This window comes from Photorhabdus aballayi (assembly GCF_026153155.1).
In the GTDB taxonomy this organism is placed as follows: domain Bacteria; phylum Pseudomonadota; class Gammaproteobacteria; order Enterobacterales; family Enterobacteriaceae; genus Photorhabdus; species Photorhabdus luminescens.
The window spans coordinates 22,704-38,806 of sequence record NZ_JAPFCD010000013.1; the positions used below are offsets into that span (position 1 = coordinate 22,704).

The 16,103-nt window shown below is 41.2% G+C and carries 14 protein-coding genes and 2 pseudogenes; 12 read left to right on the top strand and 4 right to left on the bottom strand.

Annotation, left to right across the window (positions count from 1 at the left end):
- The first annotated feature begins 134 nt into the window (after window positions 1-134).
- Window positions 135-371, top strand: a complete 237-nt coding sequence (xreR1, locus tag OO184_RS09180; protein WP_265378911.1) for a cell morphology transcriptional regulator XreR1 — start codon at window positions 135-137, stop codon at window positions 369-371.
- 125 nt (window positions 372-496) lie between these two features.
- On the top strand, window positions 497-1,108 hold the full coding sequence (locus tag OO184_RS09185) for a hypothetical protein (RefSeq protein ID WP_265378912.1): 612 nt from the start codon (window positions 497-499) through the stop codon (window positions 1,106-1,108).
- A 44-nt stretch (window positions 1,109-1,152) separates the two neighbouring features.
- Here the strand turns inward: OO184_RS09185 and OO184_RS09190 are convergent, their stop codons facing one another.
- Entirely contained in the window at window positions 1,153-2,349 is a 1,197-nt protein-coding gene (locus OO184_RS09190) for an aspartyl protease family protein (RefSeq protein ID WP_265378913.1), read from the bottom strand.
- 489 nt (window positions 2,350-2,838) lie between these two features.
- Between OO184_RS09190 and OO184_RS09195 the strand changes: the two genes are divergently transcribed.
- Window positions 2,839-3,828 (top strand): glycosyltransferase, encoded by a 990-nt coding sequence (locus tag OO184_RS09195; protein WP_265378914.1) that lies wholly within the window; start codon window positions 2,839-2,841, stop codon window positions 3,826-3,828.
- A gap of 55 nt (window positions 3,829-3,883) precedes the next feature.
- On the opposite strand, the gene uriH is transcribed toward OO184_RS09195, so the two are convergent.
- On the bottom strand, window positions 3,884-4,834 hold the full coding sequence (gene uriH / locus OO184_RS09200) for a uridine-preferring nucleoside hydrolase UriH (RefSeq protein ID WP_265378915.1): 951 nt from the start codon (window positions 4,832-4,834) through the stop codon (window positions 3,884-3,886).
- 265 nt (window positions 4,835-5,099) lie between these two features.
- Between uriH and OO184_RS09205 the strand changes: the two genes are divergently transcribed.
- The 5 genes from OO184_RS09205 (at window position 5,100) to OO184_RS09225 (ending at window position 10,020) form a co-directional block, all read left to right on the top strand.
- The gene (locus OO184_RS09205) at window positions 5,100-5,861 is read left to right on the top strand and encodes a response regulator transcription factor (RefSeq protein ID WP_265378916.1); all 762 of its coding nucleotides are present in this window, start codon (window positions 5,100-5,102) and stop codon (window positions 5,859-5,861) included.
- Window positions 5,862-5,969: 108 nt separating this feature from the next.
- Entirely contained in the window at window positions 5,970-7,274 is a 1,305-nt protein-coding gene (locus OO184_RS09210) for an NAD(P)/FAD-dependent oxidoreductase (protein WP_265378917.1), read from the top strand.
- Between the two features lie 63 nt (window positions 7,275-7,337).
- A complete protein-coding gene (locus OO184_RS09215; RefSeq protein WP_049582896.1) occupies window positions 7,338-7,703 on the top strand; it encodes a cupin domain-containing protein in 366 nt (121 codons plus the stop codon).
- 28 nt (window positions 7,704-7,731) lie between these two features.
- Window positions 7,732-9,225 carry an aldehyde dehydrogenase family protein gene (locus tag OO184_RS09220; protein WP_265378918.1) on the top strand — a complete coding sequence of 498 codons (1,494 nt, stop codon included), beginning with the start codon at window positions 7,732-7,734 and terminating at the stop codon, window positions 9,223-9,225.
- A gap of 165 nt (window positions 9,226-9,390) precedes the next feature.
- The gene (locus OO184_RS09225) at window positions 9,391-10,020 is read left to right on the top strand and encodes a hypothetical protein (protein WP_265378919.1); all 630 of its coding nucleotides are present in this window, start codon (window positions 9,391-9,393) and stop codon (window positions 10,018-10,020) included.
- A 276-nt stretch (window positions 10,021-10,296) separates the two neighbouring features.
- On the opposite strand, the pseudogene OO184_RS09230 reads toward OO184_RS09225, so the two are convergent.
- A pseudogene (locus tag OO184_RS09230) lies at window positions 10,297-11,369 on the bottom strand (Fic family protein).
- 127 nt (window positions 11,370-11,496) lie between these two features.
- The gene (locus OO184_RS09235; protein WP_265378920.1) at window positions 11,497-12,156 is read right to left on the bottom strand and encodes a response regulator transcription factor; all 660 of its coding nucleotides are present in this window, start codon (window positions 12,154-12,156) and stop codon (window positions 11,497-11,499) included.
- 448 nt (window positions 12,157-12,604) lie between these two features.
- On the opposite strand from OO184_RS09235, the gene OO184_RS09240 reads away from it, so the two are divergent.
- From OO184_RS09240 to OO184_RS09255, 4 genes and pseudogenes are all read left to right on the top strand, one after another.
- Window positions 12,605-14,098 carry an APC family permease gene (locus tag OO184_RS09240; RefSeq protein WP_265378921.1) on the top strand — a complete coding sequence of 498 codons (1,494 nt, stop codon included), beginning with the start codon at window positions 12,605-12,607 and terminating at the stop codon, window positions 14,096-14,098.
- Window positions 14,073-14,669, top strand: a complete 597-nt coding sequence (locus tag OO184_RS09245) for a DUF3156 family protein (protein WP_265378922.1) — start codon at window positions 14,073-14,075, stop codon at window positions 14,667-14,669. The genes OO184_RS09240 and OO184_RS09245 overlap by 26 nt, the downstream gene beginning before the upstream one ends.
- Before the next feature lie 66 nt (window positions 14,670-14,735).
- Window positions 14,736-15,131 (top strand): DUF6088 family protein, encoded by a 396-nt coding sequence (locus OO184_RS09250; RefSeq protein ID WP_265378923.1) that lies wholly within the window; start codon window positions 14,736-14,738, stop codon window positions 15,129-15,131.
- Window positions 15,124-16,077: pseudogene (locus OO184_RS09255) on the top strand (nucleotidyl transferase AbiEii/AbiGii toxin family protein). Before OO184_RS09250 ends, OO184_RS09255 begins: the two are co-directional and overlap by 8 nt.
- Window positions 16,078-16,103: the final 26 nt, after the last annotated feature.

Consider the following 16,103-nt stretch of genomic DNA (forward strand, 5'->3'; position numbering starts at 1 on the left):
ATTACGGATAGCTTTGATATGAAAAGGTAAGTCGTTACATAGTAGACTATAAGTCACATATGATAACATAACTTGTCGCAAAAAGTGACTCATAGTCCGTGGTCTGATAAGTAACATAATTCGATACTTATCGGATGAAAAAGCCAAATGCTATAAAATTCCTTTTTGGACAAAGAGTTAGGTATTTCAGGCAATCGTCTGGCATGTCTCAGGAAGCTTTTGCCGATAAATGTGGAATCGACCGGACGTATATCAGCGGTATTGAGCGTGGGGTTAGAAATCCTACGCTGGAAATCATCAATATTATTGCGAATGGTTTACAGATTGAGTTAACAGATCTGTTTGATTTCAGCACTAAATCAAAAGGCTAACAGTTGCTTTCCCCTTCATTTCTTAGAAATTTTCTTACTGTTGGAGAGAATTACCGTGCTAACCTTAATAAGGTCGAGCAAATGGGTTGACGGTAACTGGCAAATACGATTAAGGGAATGTCACTGTGAGTAAATTGCATAAAGGCATGAGTCAGGAAGCGTTTGAGAATGGTTATTTTTACGTAACTGAACTTCGGCAGTTTGCTAAATCTTTAGGAATTGCAGCAAGTCACTTAAAAAAGAATGAACTTGAGCTACATATTCGGTCACGGCTATTTGGTTATTCTGGCGATTTGCCTATTGCTATTCCTAATAAAAGGGATCGTGCAGGTCGAGATTTACTCACCCTAAAAAGTTTGGTGATAAATTATGTCAGTGACAAGCAAACGAAAAATTTCTTATTAGAACAGGTGAACCGTCAATATGGGCCATTACCAGATAAATCCGGCCAATGGTATTGGTTGAATCATTGGCGTAAGGCGCAAATTGTCAATAATAATAAAATTACCTATAGCGATTTGGTCGAGCACTTGGCTTCTTTAAAACAGCAGGAAGGCAGGCTCCCACAGATCCCTTCTGCTCGTTTGAATAATTTTATCAGTGATTTTATTGCTGATCCGGAAAATAAAGGGAAAGGAAAAAAACAGGCGTTGGCAATATGGCAGGCGTTGAAAGAAAAGAATTTACCTAAAACCTATCTTGCTTATAAACAGAATAAATACCAAATTGGGGAATAAGTTTATTGAGGGAGATATAAGTTCTCCCCCAATAAATGGCTTTATTAAATGGTTATAATTTTCTGGGTGCCATTCCGTTCAATTTTTATTGTCAATTTACCCGATGGTGTTTCTGACAATTGATTACGAAGATAGGTGATATCCTTGGGAAGGGCTGGTTGACCATTAACTTCCAGTACAATATCACCGTTCTTTAATCCAAATTTTTCAATATCTTTGGCATCGTTATAAAATATTTCTACTTTGTTATTAAAATAGCGTATTGCGATCGTGCGAAGTAGTGGGTTGTCATAACGGGTGAAATTTTTGGCGTTAAAACAGAGCAGCATTTTATTTGGGATAAACAGATAATCATCAAAACGCGAGAAGAAACTCATACCAAGATTATATAGATCGTTTTTATTTTCACCAATTCTCAGGCGACCCACTGGCAATTGCTGTAAATAAAAACCATCAATCAGGTACTCTTTACCACTATCAAGCCCACTTGCGGAAGCGTATTTGACACTGGTTCCTTCAGAAATTTTATCTTTATGCTCTTTTTTCAGGTATTCAATAAATTCCTGAGAAGCATAGCTGTAATCGGCCCCGGTATCTATATTAAAAACAACATTAGAAACCTGGATTGCGGGAGATCTGCCATAGTTATCACTGTAAGGTTCGCATTGTTGGTAATTTAGGATTGAAGGGGCATGGCGCCATACTGTCAATGTGTGGTTCAGGTTATTTATTTCCCAATTTAGCTGACGAAAAGTGTCAATTCCAAGAATACCATCCAGATCCTGACCAAGGGACTGATTAAAAAGGTTCATATCAATGCCAATCCAGGGATCGGAACCCGGCACCGTATAATTGCCGAGGGTAATTGCCAGGGGTTGCCATAATGTGAGGTCAGCTTTGTGTAAACGTTTTTCACTGGTTGTAACCAGTCCATCAGACAACATACGGTGGAATGTAACCGGAATTTTTGATTCTGGTGTGATTTGTGTCAACGTTTTTGCCAGCTTATTATCGATGAAGGTATAACTGGCGCCAGTATCCAGCAAGAATTGATATTCTTTACCGGAGATAGTGACAGGAACAATGATCGATGTAGGCTGATGGATGTTCAGCTTAGTAGAAAGGACGGGTTTATTTTCTTCTGGCATATGAATTTTTTCCATATGGCTACAGCCCGTTATCAGTGTCAGCAAGCTGGCGGTAATAATTGCCCGGCAGGCTATCTTTTCCTGTTTTTTCATAATATTAGATTCCTTTTCTAGAGAGTGGAAGATGAAAATCTAGGGGCTGGTGAAACCCAACTTACTAAAACCAAAGGTAAACAATAACATCATTATATTAGTTGATGTGAAATGTAGTGAGTAATTGTTTAATTGCGGTTGAACTATTATTAGTTTCAACGGTAATGTTGATGAAAATATCGGCTATTGATAAATTTGAACGGTAAAATTTATTAATGGCGATATTGATATAATAATTAATTGGTAATAGATGTAGCATTAAAATATAAATTATCTGGATGTGTTTAATTATATAGTGTATATCAATGATAACGATTTAAAATAAAAATCACTATGAATCATTACTATCTTATTTTTAGGTGTAATGTAAAGTTAATAAATATTTATTAGATTTATATTTATATATGGAAATTATTATCCCTGATAAATATCCAGATAACATTAATATAAAAAAGTAACACCTTTGGGCTAAAGGAATATATTGATTTTATGTCTATATCACTAAAACTCAGCATTGTCGTACCTATTTATAATGGAGAACGATTTTTACCGCAGTTTTTTGTCAATTTATCTCGGCAAAAGCTAACTGATTTTGAGTTAATTTTGATTGACGATGGTTCTACGGATAATAGTCGCCAGATTATTGAACAATATGCCGAAAAACTCCCAAAGACAGAAATTATCACGCAGAAAAATAAAGGGGTTTCTGTTGCCCGTAATACGGGATTAGCGAAAGCCAAAGGTGATTATGTGGCTTTCCCTGATATTGATGATGTCATTTATCCGGGTATGTATAACCGATTGTTAGAGATTGCTCAGAATAATGATCTGGATATTGCTACTTGCAACGGTCATTATGTTTATGATGATGGTCGGCCGGCTCGAAAGATTTTTCCTTCCGATCGCCTCTCTTCTACCGCAGTTCTGAGTGGACCAGAATGGTTGCAACAAGCACTGAGCTCACGCAAATTCCTGCATGTAACTTGGTTAAATATCTATAAACGGGCTTTTCTGGCAAAACATCATTATCAGTTTGAACCGGGGTTGCATCATCAAGATATTCCGTGGACGACAGAACTGTTGCTGACGGCAAATCGTGTGCAATATATTGATGAATCTTTTTATGATTATCTGATCCACTCTTCTTCGGTGTCCCATGCTCCTGCGGATGATCGTATTAAGGTGAGGACAGCACATCATTATATGAAAATCCTGGAGATGCTTAATGATATTAATCAGCGTTATCCACAGCAAGTTAAGCAAGCGCCGGCGTGTCATTGGCAGATCGCGAAAGAGGGGCTAGGGATTTTGCATACCATTAATGAGATAGAATCCTCGGCGATAAAACAACAAATGGTTCATGAATTGTTTGGGCGCGGTATTTGGTCAATGATCTGGAAAAATGCCCGGGGATTTAGATTGCGTTGGCGTTTGGCTCGTCGATATCCGCGACTTAGAGCGGCGTTAAAAGCCGTTTAATATTTTGAAAGTAACGGCTTTAATTATCGTTCCCTACCTGCGGTTATTTGCCAGCTTAATCGCAGGTATCGTCGATATTTTTCAACGCATCAATAACCAATTGCCAGAATCGTTGTTGATCGAGTTTAACTGCGACTTGGGTGTGGCCATCTTCTGGTATTGGATGACGGAAATCCGCTACAGTCATGCCCACAGTTAAGGTACCATTTAGTTCAATATTGACGGGGACTTTTTGTGTTGTCATCACGGTAGGATCAATAACATAGGCGACGGCACAAGGATCATGTATTGGAGGACAGTTGAAACCATGCCTCTTCTGATAACTTTGACCATAGTAATCCAGTAGTTCTACGACAAACCGAGACACTTTATTATTGATACGTGAAATTGATTTGGTGATTTCTGATGTGGCTCGCGCTTGATGTGTCAGATCCAGACCGACCATTGTCAACGGCCATTTTTCATTGAAAACAATATGTGCGGCTTCCGGGTCAGTTTTGATATTGAATTCTGCCACTGCACTTCTGTTGGCGGTGTGATATCCGCCACCCATTAATACTACTTCTTTTACCCGCTCAACGATCTTCGGTGCTTTACGGACGGCGAGAGCAATATTAGTTAAGCTGCCAACGGGAACCAATGTCACCGTTTTGGGCGGATGAGACATGATGGTATCAATGATCAGATCCGTCGCGTGACGGGGATCAAGAGTTCGAGAGTGTTTAGGCAACTTCACGCCGCCCAGACCAGATTCACCGTGAATATCCGATGCCGTTTCGATATCACGGACTAATGGGCGATGACAACCTGCGGCAAAGGGCACGCCGGTAATACCAGCAATATGCGCTATTGCCAGTGCATTGTGAGTAACTTTATCTAGTGTCTGATTACCGACAACCGTCGTGACGGCTAATAGTTCAATATTAGGGTTGCCATGCGCTAATAACATCGCAATGGCGTCATCATGTCCTGGATCGCAATCAAGAATAATTTTTTTGGTGGTCATTTTTACTCCTTGTTAGAGAAAGTGATATAAAAAATGAGGATAATCCAGTTAAAACGTCTATTCCGTGACAAAATCTTAGATCTGGGTGAGTGTTCTCATAAATAATTAGTAAAATGTTTCATAATTGTGATTTGATTAACGTATAAACAATAATTAAGTTGTGCATCCAGTTTGAGTGTGATTTTTATATAGTTTCGCTATGGAATTGGCGGGCTATATCTGCTTCGGATTTATTATTAATTTATGAATAATTGCGAGGGCTTGAATGGATATTCATGTAGATAGATTATCAGCAGTGATTGAATCGGTGGCAACCAGTGAATTTTATCCTAATTTACTGACTTGGCTGGAACAATTTATTGCTTTTGATAACGCTATTGTCTATGCCTTCGAGCAAGGTTTTCCTCCCCGTTGTTTGAGTAAAACCGAGAAGAAAAACAGTGATGCAATAAATCAGATTTATCAACAGGGCGCTTATCTGCAAGATCCTTTCTATCAGGCGCTGATGAATGGTGCAGATACCGATCTATTTACCTTATGGGAACTTATCCCTTCAGGATTTTATCATACTGATTATTATCTGAATTTTTATCGTAAGACTGGTTGGCAGGATGAAACAGGGGTTTTATTGAAGCTCTCTCCTAAAAGACAACTTGGTCTGTTTTTTGGTAAGGAAAATCAGCCATTTTTCATCCAGAAGCAGCATTGGAAAAGCCTGAAAACTGCGTTGGAAATTGTCCGCAGTGTGGCGCGATTGCATGATGAAATGACGCAGCAAGCTCCTGCTGCTGAAATGGTTTATCTGGATACTCAGACTCGTCATGCCTTGACTCCGAGAGAGTGTGAGATTGTGGAGTTAATATTGCAAGGTAAAGGTTCACCACAGATTGCCGAGAAACTTTTTATCAGTACGGGGACGGTAAAAAATCATCGGAAAAATATTTATCAAAAACTACAAATTAGATCACAAGCGGAGCTTTTTAGTCTGTTTATGACGGTTCCCACTCCCGTCCGTTATTTTGCCTGAGTCACAAATGTTAAAACTGTGTTGCAAATATCCCTAAAGGGACATGGTGATGTGACTCTGTGCTACAGATAATCCGGTGATTATGTTGGATGCTAATTGGGCTATCACATGAACAATCATCTTGATTCATTAACTTATTACGCTGCGACTAAGAAATATGATCTTCGTTTTCCGGCATTACAAGAAGATCTGGATGTCGATGTCGTGATTATTGGTGGTGGATTTTCCGGTATCAATACTGCGCTTGAACTGGCGGAGAAGGGTATCACCAATATTGCAATCTTGGAAAGTCGCTATCTTGGCTATGGCAGCACAGGTCGTAATGGTGGTCAGGTTATGGCGGGTATCGGTCATGATCTGGCGGTGATCAAGCGCCATATTGGCGAGAGAGGGTTGGAAACGATCTTTCAGATCAGCAATTTGGGTGCGGGCATCATTCGTGATCGTATTGCTAAATATAATATTGATGCTGATCTCTGCCGTGGTTATAGCTATCTTGGCATGAATAAGAGACAGGAAAAGACATTACGTAGCTGGTTGCAAGATTTTAAGACGGTTTCTCCTGATGAAGATATTGAGCTTTACACCGGCTCTGATGTGAAAAAGGTGATCGGTTCTGATGTTTATACTTGTGCGTTGAAGCACATGGGGGCCGGGCATGTTCATTCCCTGAACCTGTTGTTAGGAGAGGCAAAAGCCGCGACAGATTTGGGCGTAAAAATCTTTGAGAACAGTGAGGCGCTGAACATTGAATATGGTTCTAGAGTAACGGTTCGTACCGCGATGGGATCGGTTCGCGCCAATAAGATGCTTTGGGCCTGTAACGCTTTTCTTAATAGTGGCCTTGAGCCATATATTTATAAAAAGGTGGTTAACACTTATGCCTTCCAGTTAATGACGGAAGTGTTATCGGATGACTTAATTGAGAAAATCAGCCCGATTCGCGGTGCATACAGTGATATTCGCCCGGTTATTGATTACTTCCGTGTGACGAAGGAAAACCGTCTCTTGTTCGGTAGTGCAACCCCTTTCATTGAACATATCCCATCTGATTTGAAAGCCTGGAATCGTCACTTGATGCTGAAAGTTTTCCCCTATCTGAAAGACGTGAAGGTTGAACTGGCATGGGGAGGGCCGTTGTGTTGCAGTGCGAACTTGTTCCCACAGATTGGTTCTCTGCCGCAGCACAATAATGTGTTCTATGTGCAGGGCTATTCTGGTTTCGGGGTCACGCCAAGCCATATCGTTTGTAAAGTATTGGCCGAAGGGATGAGCGAAGGATCTGAGCGTTATGATCTGATGAGTTCAATTCCTCATGTAAATATTATTGGCAAAGATAAATTGCGACATTTTATGGTGTCTGCGGGCAAGATTTGGCATCAAACGTCAGGGTTCTGGAAAGGTCGCCGTTAATTTATTGATATCAGTAGTATTCATTGAAAACTCATAAATTATTTTATTTGGAACGAGAACATCATGATTAAATCACTTTTATTGAACAAACCTCTGCCTGAATTATTGGATATTGGTAGCGTAAGCAATCTGGGAGCGACTGTGTTGGAAGGCGAGCCGCAGGCCAGTATGGCAATGGTGTTTGGTGAGCCAACGGATAGCCTGAGTTGTGGGATTTTCGCCTGTACTCGTGGCAAGTTTAGTATGGTATATCAGTTTGATGAGCATGCAACCGTTACAGAAGGTTCAGTAAAATTGACCGATGTGAAGAGCGGTGAAACCATTGAATATCATCCTGGAGATTCCTGGTTTGCGCCGAAAGGAACTGAAGTGTTGTGGGAAATCACCGTTGACCGTTTTGTGAAGCATTATCTGGCTTGTAAAGGTTAAAAAAACACTTATTTGATAGAGGTAAATAATGAGTGATATTAACTTATTACAGTCAGTTACGACCTTTTTGCAGCATAATCATGGGCATTATATTAATGGTCAATCAGCCATTGGTCAGGGGAGTGAAACATTTTCTGTCATAAATCCTACGACTGATGAAGTCATTGCAACTGTTAATCAAGGCGGTGCAGCGGAAGTCAATGCTGCTATGCAAGCGGCACAGGCGGCATTTCATGGGGTATGGGCCCAAACTTCGCCGATGGAGCGCGGTCACTGCCTGAATCGTCTGGCAGATCTATTACTGGCCCATCGGGAAGAATTGGCGCAGTTAGAAACTCTCTGCTCTGGTAAAACCATCCAGTTGTCCCGAATGCTGGAAATTGATTCCTCCGCTCAGTTCCTGCGTTATTTTGCCGGATGGTCAAGTAAGATCAGCGGTGAAACCTTGAATGTCTCCTTGCCCTCTTTTAAGGGTGAACAATACACGGCATTTACCCGTCGCGAGCCGATTGGTGTTGTGGTAGGGATTATTCCGTGGAATTTCTCCATCATGATTGCCATCTGGAAAATGGCGGCTGCCCTGACTTGTGGCTGTACTATTGTATTGAAACCCAGTGAATACACCCCATTGACCATGCTCAAAGTGGCTGAATTAGCCAAAGAAGCGGGTATCCCTGATGGTGTCATTAATGTGATTAATGGTTCTGGTTCGGTGCTTGGTCCTGCACTGATAGGCCATCCGTTATGTGCCAAGGTGACTTTCACCGGATCGGTGCCAACGGGTATTGCTGTCGGTAAATCAGCAATGGAACAGGGATTGACTCGCGCCACTCTGGAATTGGGCGGTAAAAACGGCGCGGCGTTTTTAGCGGATATGTCTGTTGAAAAAATTGTCGATGGCGTTCTGGAGGCCGGTTATCTCAATCAAGGGCAGATTTGTGCGGCAGCGGAACGTTTCTATATTCCTGCAAGCCATATGGATGATGTGCTGAAATTGTTGTCTGAAAGACTTGCGGCAATGAAAATTGGCTCGCCTCTGGATGAATCAACAGAAATGGGGCCGCTGGCAAACAAAGCGCACTATAACAAGATCCTGTCCTTGTTTGAACAAGCTCGTCAAGAAAGCAGTGAGATTGTTTACGGTGGTCATGCTCTGGCCGGACCGGGTTTCTTTGTGGCGCCAACGGTGATTCGTGCTAACAGCCCAGAAGATTCATTGATGAAGGAAGAGACGTTTGGTCCTGTTGGGACTTTCCTCAGCTATAACGATGAGGAAGAGCTGATTGGATTGATGAACAGCACGCCATTTGGTTTAGCGGCGAGTTTGTGGACCAATGATCTCAGCAAAGCCATGCGCATGATCCCGCGTATCGAAGCGGGGACTGTTTGGGTCAATATGCATACATTCCTCGATCCGGCATTACCATTCGGCGGCACTAAATCCTCAGGTATTGGTCGTGAATTCGGTAGCGCCTTTATTGAGCACTATACTGAATTGAAATCCGTGATGGTTCGTTACTGATTTGATCTTCGGATCAAAATAAGGAAGGCCCCTTGATTGAGAGGGGCCATTGTCAAACCTAAGGTCATCACTGGCATTTTATCCAGGAGAGGGCTTCTCAGGGCAGCGAGTTGATTATATACTACCCAACCACCAGAATTCAATAAGGAAAGGGCCGGATGAATCATGGAGTGGGAAAAACTACAGTTATATTTCTCTACAGCAAGGTTAGCTCGTTACTTACAAGAATCGCAAGGTGATAAACATCAAGCAATCCAGTGTTATATTTTAAATATAAAACTATCTGAATCTTTTGTCCCAGTCTTTTCTGTTATAGAAATAAGTTTAAGGAATAGCTTGAATTATAGTTTACAGAAGTTTTATCAACGCTGTGATTGGTATGAAAGTTGGAAAGGCGATGCCGTTTTCAAAGATCTTTATACTGAAATCATTAACGTAAAGAACAGAATCAGATCTGATGATGTCAATAAGATAATAGCAGAACTAACCTTTGGTTTTTGGACAACATTATTTAATATCAAATATGAAGTATTGTTGTGGAAATCATTGCGATTAGCTTTTCCCTATTGCCCTAAAATGCTTCGTAAAAGAAAAACTATTTCTTCGTCACTAAATAAAATAAGGAGGTTAAGAAATAGAATATTTCACCACGAGCCAGTGTTGTGGTTGAGTCCACCAATAGATGAGTATCATGCCGAATGTTATAAACTACTTAATTGGTTAGTTCCTGATTTATCTTGTTGGGTTAGTCAAATAGATAGGTTCCCTGAGGTTTGGCAGAAAAAGGTTAACTAATAGAGTATGTGAATTCTACTAATCGAAAGTAGAGAAGGTGATAAACACACTGGAAACTTGCTCAGTGTGTTTGGTGCTTCATATCAGACTGGAAACGTTATGAATAGTTTAAAATGTACAGAAATGTATTATTTATTCAATATATAGTTTTAATATTTGTTGATTACTTTGGTAAGACTAATGGTCGTATTCATTACTTACCTGATGTGGAGGAAACTCGTCCCTTTAAAAGCAACACAATGGTTTATAAAAATATAACTGTTGTAAGTTGCGGATTTATCCTTTGTGATTAATAACGTAACGAGTGCTACGACCACCAGCTCCGGTGCTTTCTAAACAACTTAGCTCAACCAAATGCGCCAAGTGTCTGGTTGCAGTAGCGCGGCTGACCTTCGCCACCTTTTGATATTGACTGCTGCTAATGCCTTGCTCAAAATTGCCGTCCAGCATACGGTTTAGTACTTTCGTCTGTTCTTCGGTAAGTTGTGTTTGATCTATTCGCCGCCAAAACTTAGCTTTTTGCACAACCTGATTAATTTCTTGCAGTTTGTTTGTTAAGGTCTCATTCAATATTTTCAGAAACCAAACCAACCAGTCAGTAATATCTAAGCCGCCACGCTGAGTGTTTTTAAGAATTTCGTAATACGCCTTACGATGATGGCAAATACTTACCGACATTGCATAGAAACGAATTGAGCGGTTTTCGGCTTGAGCAAGTGCAAGATCGGTTAAAAACCGGGTAATGCGTCCATTTCCGTCTTCTAAAGGGTGGATTGCTACAAACCATAAATGGACAATTGCAGCCCTAATAATGGGATCAAGGCTGGTATCTGTTCGGGATTGATTGAACCACGTTATAAATTGGAGTATTTCGTCAACCACTTTTTCTGGTGGTGGAGCTTCAAGGTGAACCGTTGGCTTATCCAAACGACCGGATACGACTTCTATCATCCCTTCGCGTAATTTACCTCCTTGTATAGGATTGAATATGGTATAGCCTGCGGGGAATATTAACTGATGCCACTTGAGTATACGTTCAAGAGTTAAATCGGAGTGGCTATTTTCTATCACATCAAGGGCGACCTCTGTAATGCCGTCACTCTTTTCTACGATTGGATAAGGTTTTTCTTCCGTAATGCCTAACCTGTTTGCCAATGATGAACGTATCGAAGCCGCATTCAATCTTTCTCCTTCAATTTCGCTTGAATAGAGTATGCTTGATTGGTGTCTTCGTAGTCCGATTTGCCTAATAACAATCCTTGGTTGAAATGCACATCTCGCAGTAATGGTGCAATAGTGTCGGCATTCCAATGAAGTTCAGGCCAGTTTGGTTGTTCCCATATCCACATTTACGTCACCTGTGAGTCAAATAGGGCTTCTATTCTACTCACCAAATGAGGCGAATAGTAATGTTATTTGACTCAATCTGGGTCTTTCGCCTTGTACCTTTGCCAACATTGGCCGAATTTTTACCAATCACAAATGCCGAGTAATAAACCCGCTGGAAACCAGTTCAGTACGATTAGTCACTTTGGTTTTGGCAAAGATATTACGCAAGTGAGTTTTAACAGTAGATAAGGAGATATTAAGTATCTGTGCAATACGTTTGTTACTTGATCCTTCTCTTATTAAATTAATAATTTCTTGTTCTTTAGCGGTCAGAATAGTGGGTGTTTCAGGCAGCAAGTCTCTGACAGCTAATTCAATTAATGGCAAAATAGCACTGAGGCGGTTAAAGTCTTTTGGTGTAAATAGAGTATCTCGTAATAAAGAGACGCCAGCAATAATTCGATTGTGTTGACGGATAAATATTTCGGCAATGTCCTGTATGTTATTTGGCAGCATAAATTCATGGTAATATTTATTATGTTTGGTAAGTGTTTTCTGATCCATGCCAACCATATTAATGTCATCTTGTTGATAATTAGCTGGTTTTAATGGGTCTAAATGCTGAAAATGAGCCAGATAATTCTGGTGGGTTTCGTCTGAAATGCCGTACAGAATGTAATTTTCGGGGCGTAATTCATTATTCACCAGATAGAATGCTGCGGCTGAGATAGGAACCAAATGTGCAATGGTATTTAAACAACTGTAGATTAAAGCATTTTCACGGCTATTCGGTAGTACAGTAGACAAGAAAGTTCTCCCTTTAGAATAATATCTAACTGGATAAATCGATACTAAGAATTAATCAAATGCTAATTAAAATTCCGAATTAACACAAAATAAACATATTAATAACGTGATATAGATTACAATAAATGAAATTTCTCAACGTGATGATCATCTGCTAAGAACAGATGTTTTGGTATATATCTGAAATAATTTCTTAATGTATTAACTAAGCGATTTTATTTTTATTGATTGATATTTAAGTAATTATTTTTGCTTTTTTCTGTATTCTGGTATTTTTCGTTACACTTTTTCAGTTATTAATCCCTCTTTAGGTATCGTTCTTTAGGACGATGGTCGGTATTCCTCTTCACTTTCTATAGTGTATTTATCCTCAATAACGTTTACAAAAAATTCACAAATGAATCGTTGTGAGCGTTATTTTTATGACCAGAAGTAAGAGGGAAGATAAATGAAGATGTCAACACGACTGACTTCGCATATTGAAAAGGGAGTGGTGGGGTTTCCTACCGCACTGGCAAGTTCTGTCGGGGTGATCATGGCAAGCCCAGTTATTCTGACCGTGACCAGTGGTTTTGGGATTGGCGGTGATACTTTCGTACTGGCAATGCTGATCAGTTTTATCATGATGCAGGCCCAAGTGACGACGTTTGCTGAGGCGGCAGCTATTTTGCCTACCTCCGGTTCTGTCTATGACTATATCTCTTGTGGCATGGGGCGATTCTGGGCGATTACCGGCGCGCTCTCGGCTTATTTGATTGTCCATATTTTTGCGGGTACAGCAGAAACTATCCTCTCCGGTGTTATGGCATTAGTGAATTTTGACAGCCTTAATACGATGGTGGAGAGTTATAACGCTTCATGGATGGTTGGCGTTGGGTTAGTGATTACGTTTGGATTACTTAATGCGTTGGGTATTGAAGCGTTCGGTAAAGTTGAAATTGTGCTGACATTCTGCATGTGGAGTACTTTGGTTATTTTCAGTATTTGCGGATTATTAATGCCGTTTGCTGTGCCGCTGGAGAGTTGGTTTGGCGAGGGGCTTAATCTGAGCGAGCCCTTGGGGGTGCTGAGTCTGGTCGGTATGGCGATGTTTATGTTTGTCGGCTGTGAACTGGTGACGCCAATGGCGCCGGAAATTAAAAATTCTGCCAAAGTTCTGCCGCGAGCAATGATAACGGGCCTGTGTGGAGTGGCTGTCTGTATGGGCTTATATGGCGCGTCAATCAGCCATCAGGTAGAAAATGTGCTGGTGGATGTGGAGAATAACGTTCGCTTGCTGGAAACGCCAATGGCTATTCCTGCTTTTGCTGGCCAGGTGATGGGGGATTTTGGTAAATATTGGATTGGTATTGGGTTATTACTGGCGGGAGCGGCAACGATTAATACCCTGATGGCGGCGGTACCGCGTATTCTCTATGGTATGGCATTGGATGGCGCATTACCGCGTATTTTTGCTTATCTACATCCGCGTTTTAAAACGCCAGTCTTTGGGATTTTGGTTGCGGTAATGATCCCCTGTTTGCATGCCTTTATTATTCAAGGTGATTTGAACCGGATTATGCCTTTGGTATTAGCTGCCGTATGTGCCTGGTGTGTCGCTTATTTGCTGGTGACATGTTCCGTGATATTGTTGCGTATCCGCAGACCTGATTTACATCGTGCTTATAAATCGCCCTTTTTCCCATTACCTCAAATTATCTCTAGTGTAGGCATTATTTTGGCGATCATTCACATTACACCTCCGGGAATGAATCCCGGTGATGTGTATATTCCATTTGCCATCATATTGGGTCTGACCGCCAGCTATGCCCTGTTTTGGACGCTCTGTGTACAACGGGTGAATCCGTTTAAACCCGTACCCGTTGAACAGGTACTTTCGCATACTTTCGCTAAGGGTGAACTGCCGGAGGCGCAACTTGAGCCACTTCGTTCCCTTCATTAATGGTATTTGGCGGCGGTTGAATAAACCCCGCTATCCTGTCGGTTATCAGGCAGGTATAACGTTAAATCGGCTGGAACAGAATTTGTCGCCTTACTGTTGTGAGCGCTTATCAGCAGAAAGTTTGCAGGTGACGTTACCTGATGGATTGCAGATTGAGGTTTATGAAAAGCCGAAGGCGTTATTTCTGGCCTATATTGTGAGTTGTTGTTTTCGTTTGCAGGGAATCACTTCACTCAAGGAAAGAATCGTTATTAAAGCCAAGGTAAAGGGGATATTTCGGCGAAAGACCGTGACTTATTACTGTTGTCATGGTGCAGAGTTTGGGCAACAGATTATTGATTTACTTAATCAGTATCCATTAATTGGCGAAACGTTAGTGGAACTGGATTTTCGGGATCTCGTTTTGAATATTCATCAGGGGCAATGGCAATTTGAGGTAGAACATTTTGCCGCTTCTGAGGTTGTTAGCCGATTGCCGGCCAGTCGTCGTTATTTGCGTTTGACTTCTGAGCAGCGTTATTTGTTGCTCAGTACCTTACTGATGTTTAAGCAACTCATGGAAAAGATCTGACATTTTACAGCGCGAGATGTCGTTTGTTTGCTACGCTTATCGAGCATGATTTCTGGAGAGTCCCTCATGATTATTAAAGAACGTATTCAGGCTCGTTTGAAGCGATCAAAACGTTATGTGTTCATCCGTGACGACTTTAAAGATATTGCTGGTTACGATCAGGTAGGAAGGATACTGCGTAGTTTGGTCAAAGAAGGTCAATTGCTGAAAGTGGGATACGGTGTTTACACCAAGGCTCGAAAAAACAGTATTACTGGGAAAATAATGCCTGCTTCTCCGGGAGGTTCTGATGCGGTTATTCTTGAAGCACTAGAGCGTTTAAAGGTGAAATACCGTTTGGATGGAGCTTCTGCTGCTTATACTGGCGGTAAATCAACACAGATTCCCGCTTATACCCAAATCAAAACCACACTCCGTTTCAAACGAGTGCTATCGGTGGGGAACAGCCGGTTAAATGGATGATTTATCAGGTTTATTCGCAGATGTTGCTGATGTGCTAGGTATCGGTGCTGTTTCTATTGTAGAAAAAGATTACTATATTGTTGAACTGCTTCGTCTGCTACAGCCTTTAGCGTTTGATACCTATAAACTAGTATTTGCTGGTGGAACAGCGTTGGCAAAAGCCGGAATTTCGCTTGACCGGATGTCGGAAGATGTGGATATCAAACTGGTTCCACAGCCTGAATTTTTGGTGGGTGTTCAGTACTCTCGATCTCAGCGTAAAAATATCAGAAAGGATATTGTTCAGACGATATCAGCGACTATTGTAGCATCTGGTTTTTTGGGATTGATGATAACAACCCGAAGATCACACGGGATGAATATCGCTACAATGATATTTCGGTCCGCTATCCCCAACGTGTTGTACAGGCTCCCTACCTAAGGCCATTTATCAAACTGGAGTTGATAGAGTCTGATTTGCTGCAAGCGGCAGAACAGCGCGATATTCGTTCATTTGTCACGCAACTAACAGGAAAAGGTCAGGCGGTTGAAGCATTCCCTTGCACGACGATTATCAGCACTCAAGCTGATAGCTATGCTGAGACGGACTGCTGCGTTTATGCGTAATATTGATAGAAAAGATGACGAGTCACTGGTTCGTCATCTGCATGATAACTACTGCATTGTGAATGCAATAGGAACGGATATCCGTCAACTTGCTGGTTTTGTACAACAAACTATTGAACAGGATATTCAGCGTTATGGCCGCCAGTATCCTCAGTTTCAGATTTCGCCGATTGATGAGCTGAGAGCTGGGTTGGAAGAGTTGGGAAGTAATCCCATCTATCAACAACGTTATCAACAACTTGTGATCCCGATGGTCTTTGAGCATAGTAGAATACCTTGGGCAGAAGCTTACGATTGTTTCCGGCAGACGGCTTTATCTGCTCTGAATGAGCTGAACTAAATTGTCTGATTGATGAGCGCATTTAC

Coding starts and splice junctions, on each gene's coding strand:
- xreR1 (WP_265378911.1), top strand. CDS start 135: ATGAAAAAGCCAAATGCTATAAAATTCCTTTTTGGACAAAGAGTTAGG.
- OO184_RS09190 (WP_265378913.1), bottom strand. CDS start 2,349: ATGAAAAAACAGGAAAAGATAGCCTGCCGGGCAATTATTACCGCCAGC.
- OO184_RS09195 (WP_265378914.1), top strand. CDS start 2,839: ATGTCTATATCACTAAAACTCAGCATTGTCGTACCTATTTATAATGGA.
- uriH (WP_265378915.1), bottom strand. CDS start 4,834: ATGACCACCAAAAAAATTATTCTTGATTGCGATCCAGGACATGATGAC.
- OO184_RS09205 (WP_265378916.1), top strand. CDS start 5,100: ATGGATATTCATGTAGATAGATTATCAGCAGTGATTGAATCGGTGGCA.
- OO184_RS09210 (WP_265378917.1), top strand. CDS start 5,970: ATGAACAATCATCTTGATTCATTAACTTATTACGCTGCGACTAAGAAA.
- OO184_RS09215 (WP_049582896.1), top strand. CDS start 7,338: ATGATTAAATCACTTTTATTGAACAAACCTCTGCCTGAATTATTGGAT.
- OO184_RS09220 (WP_265378918.1), top strand. CDS start 7,732: ATGAGTGATATTAACTTATTACAGTCAGTTACGACCTTTTTGCAGCAT.
- OO184_RS09225 (WP_265378919.1), top strand. CDS start 9,391: ATGGAGTGGGAAAAACTACAGTTATATTTCTCTACAGCAAGGTTAGCT.
- OO184_RS09240 (WP_265378921.1), top strand. CDS start 12,605: ATGAAGATGTCAACACGACTGACTTCGCATATTGAAAAGGGAGTGGTG.
- OO184_RS09250 (WP_265378923.1), top strand. CDS start 14,736: ATGATTATTAAAGAACGTATTCAGGCTCGTTTGAAGCGATCAAAACGT.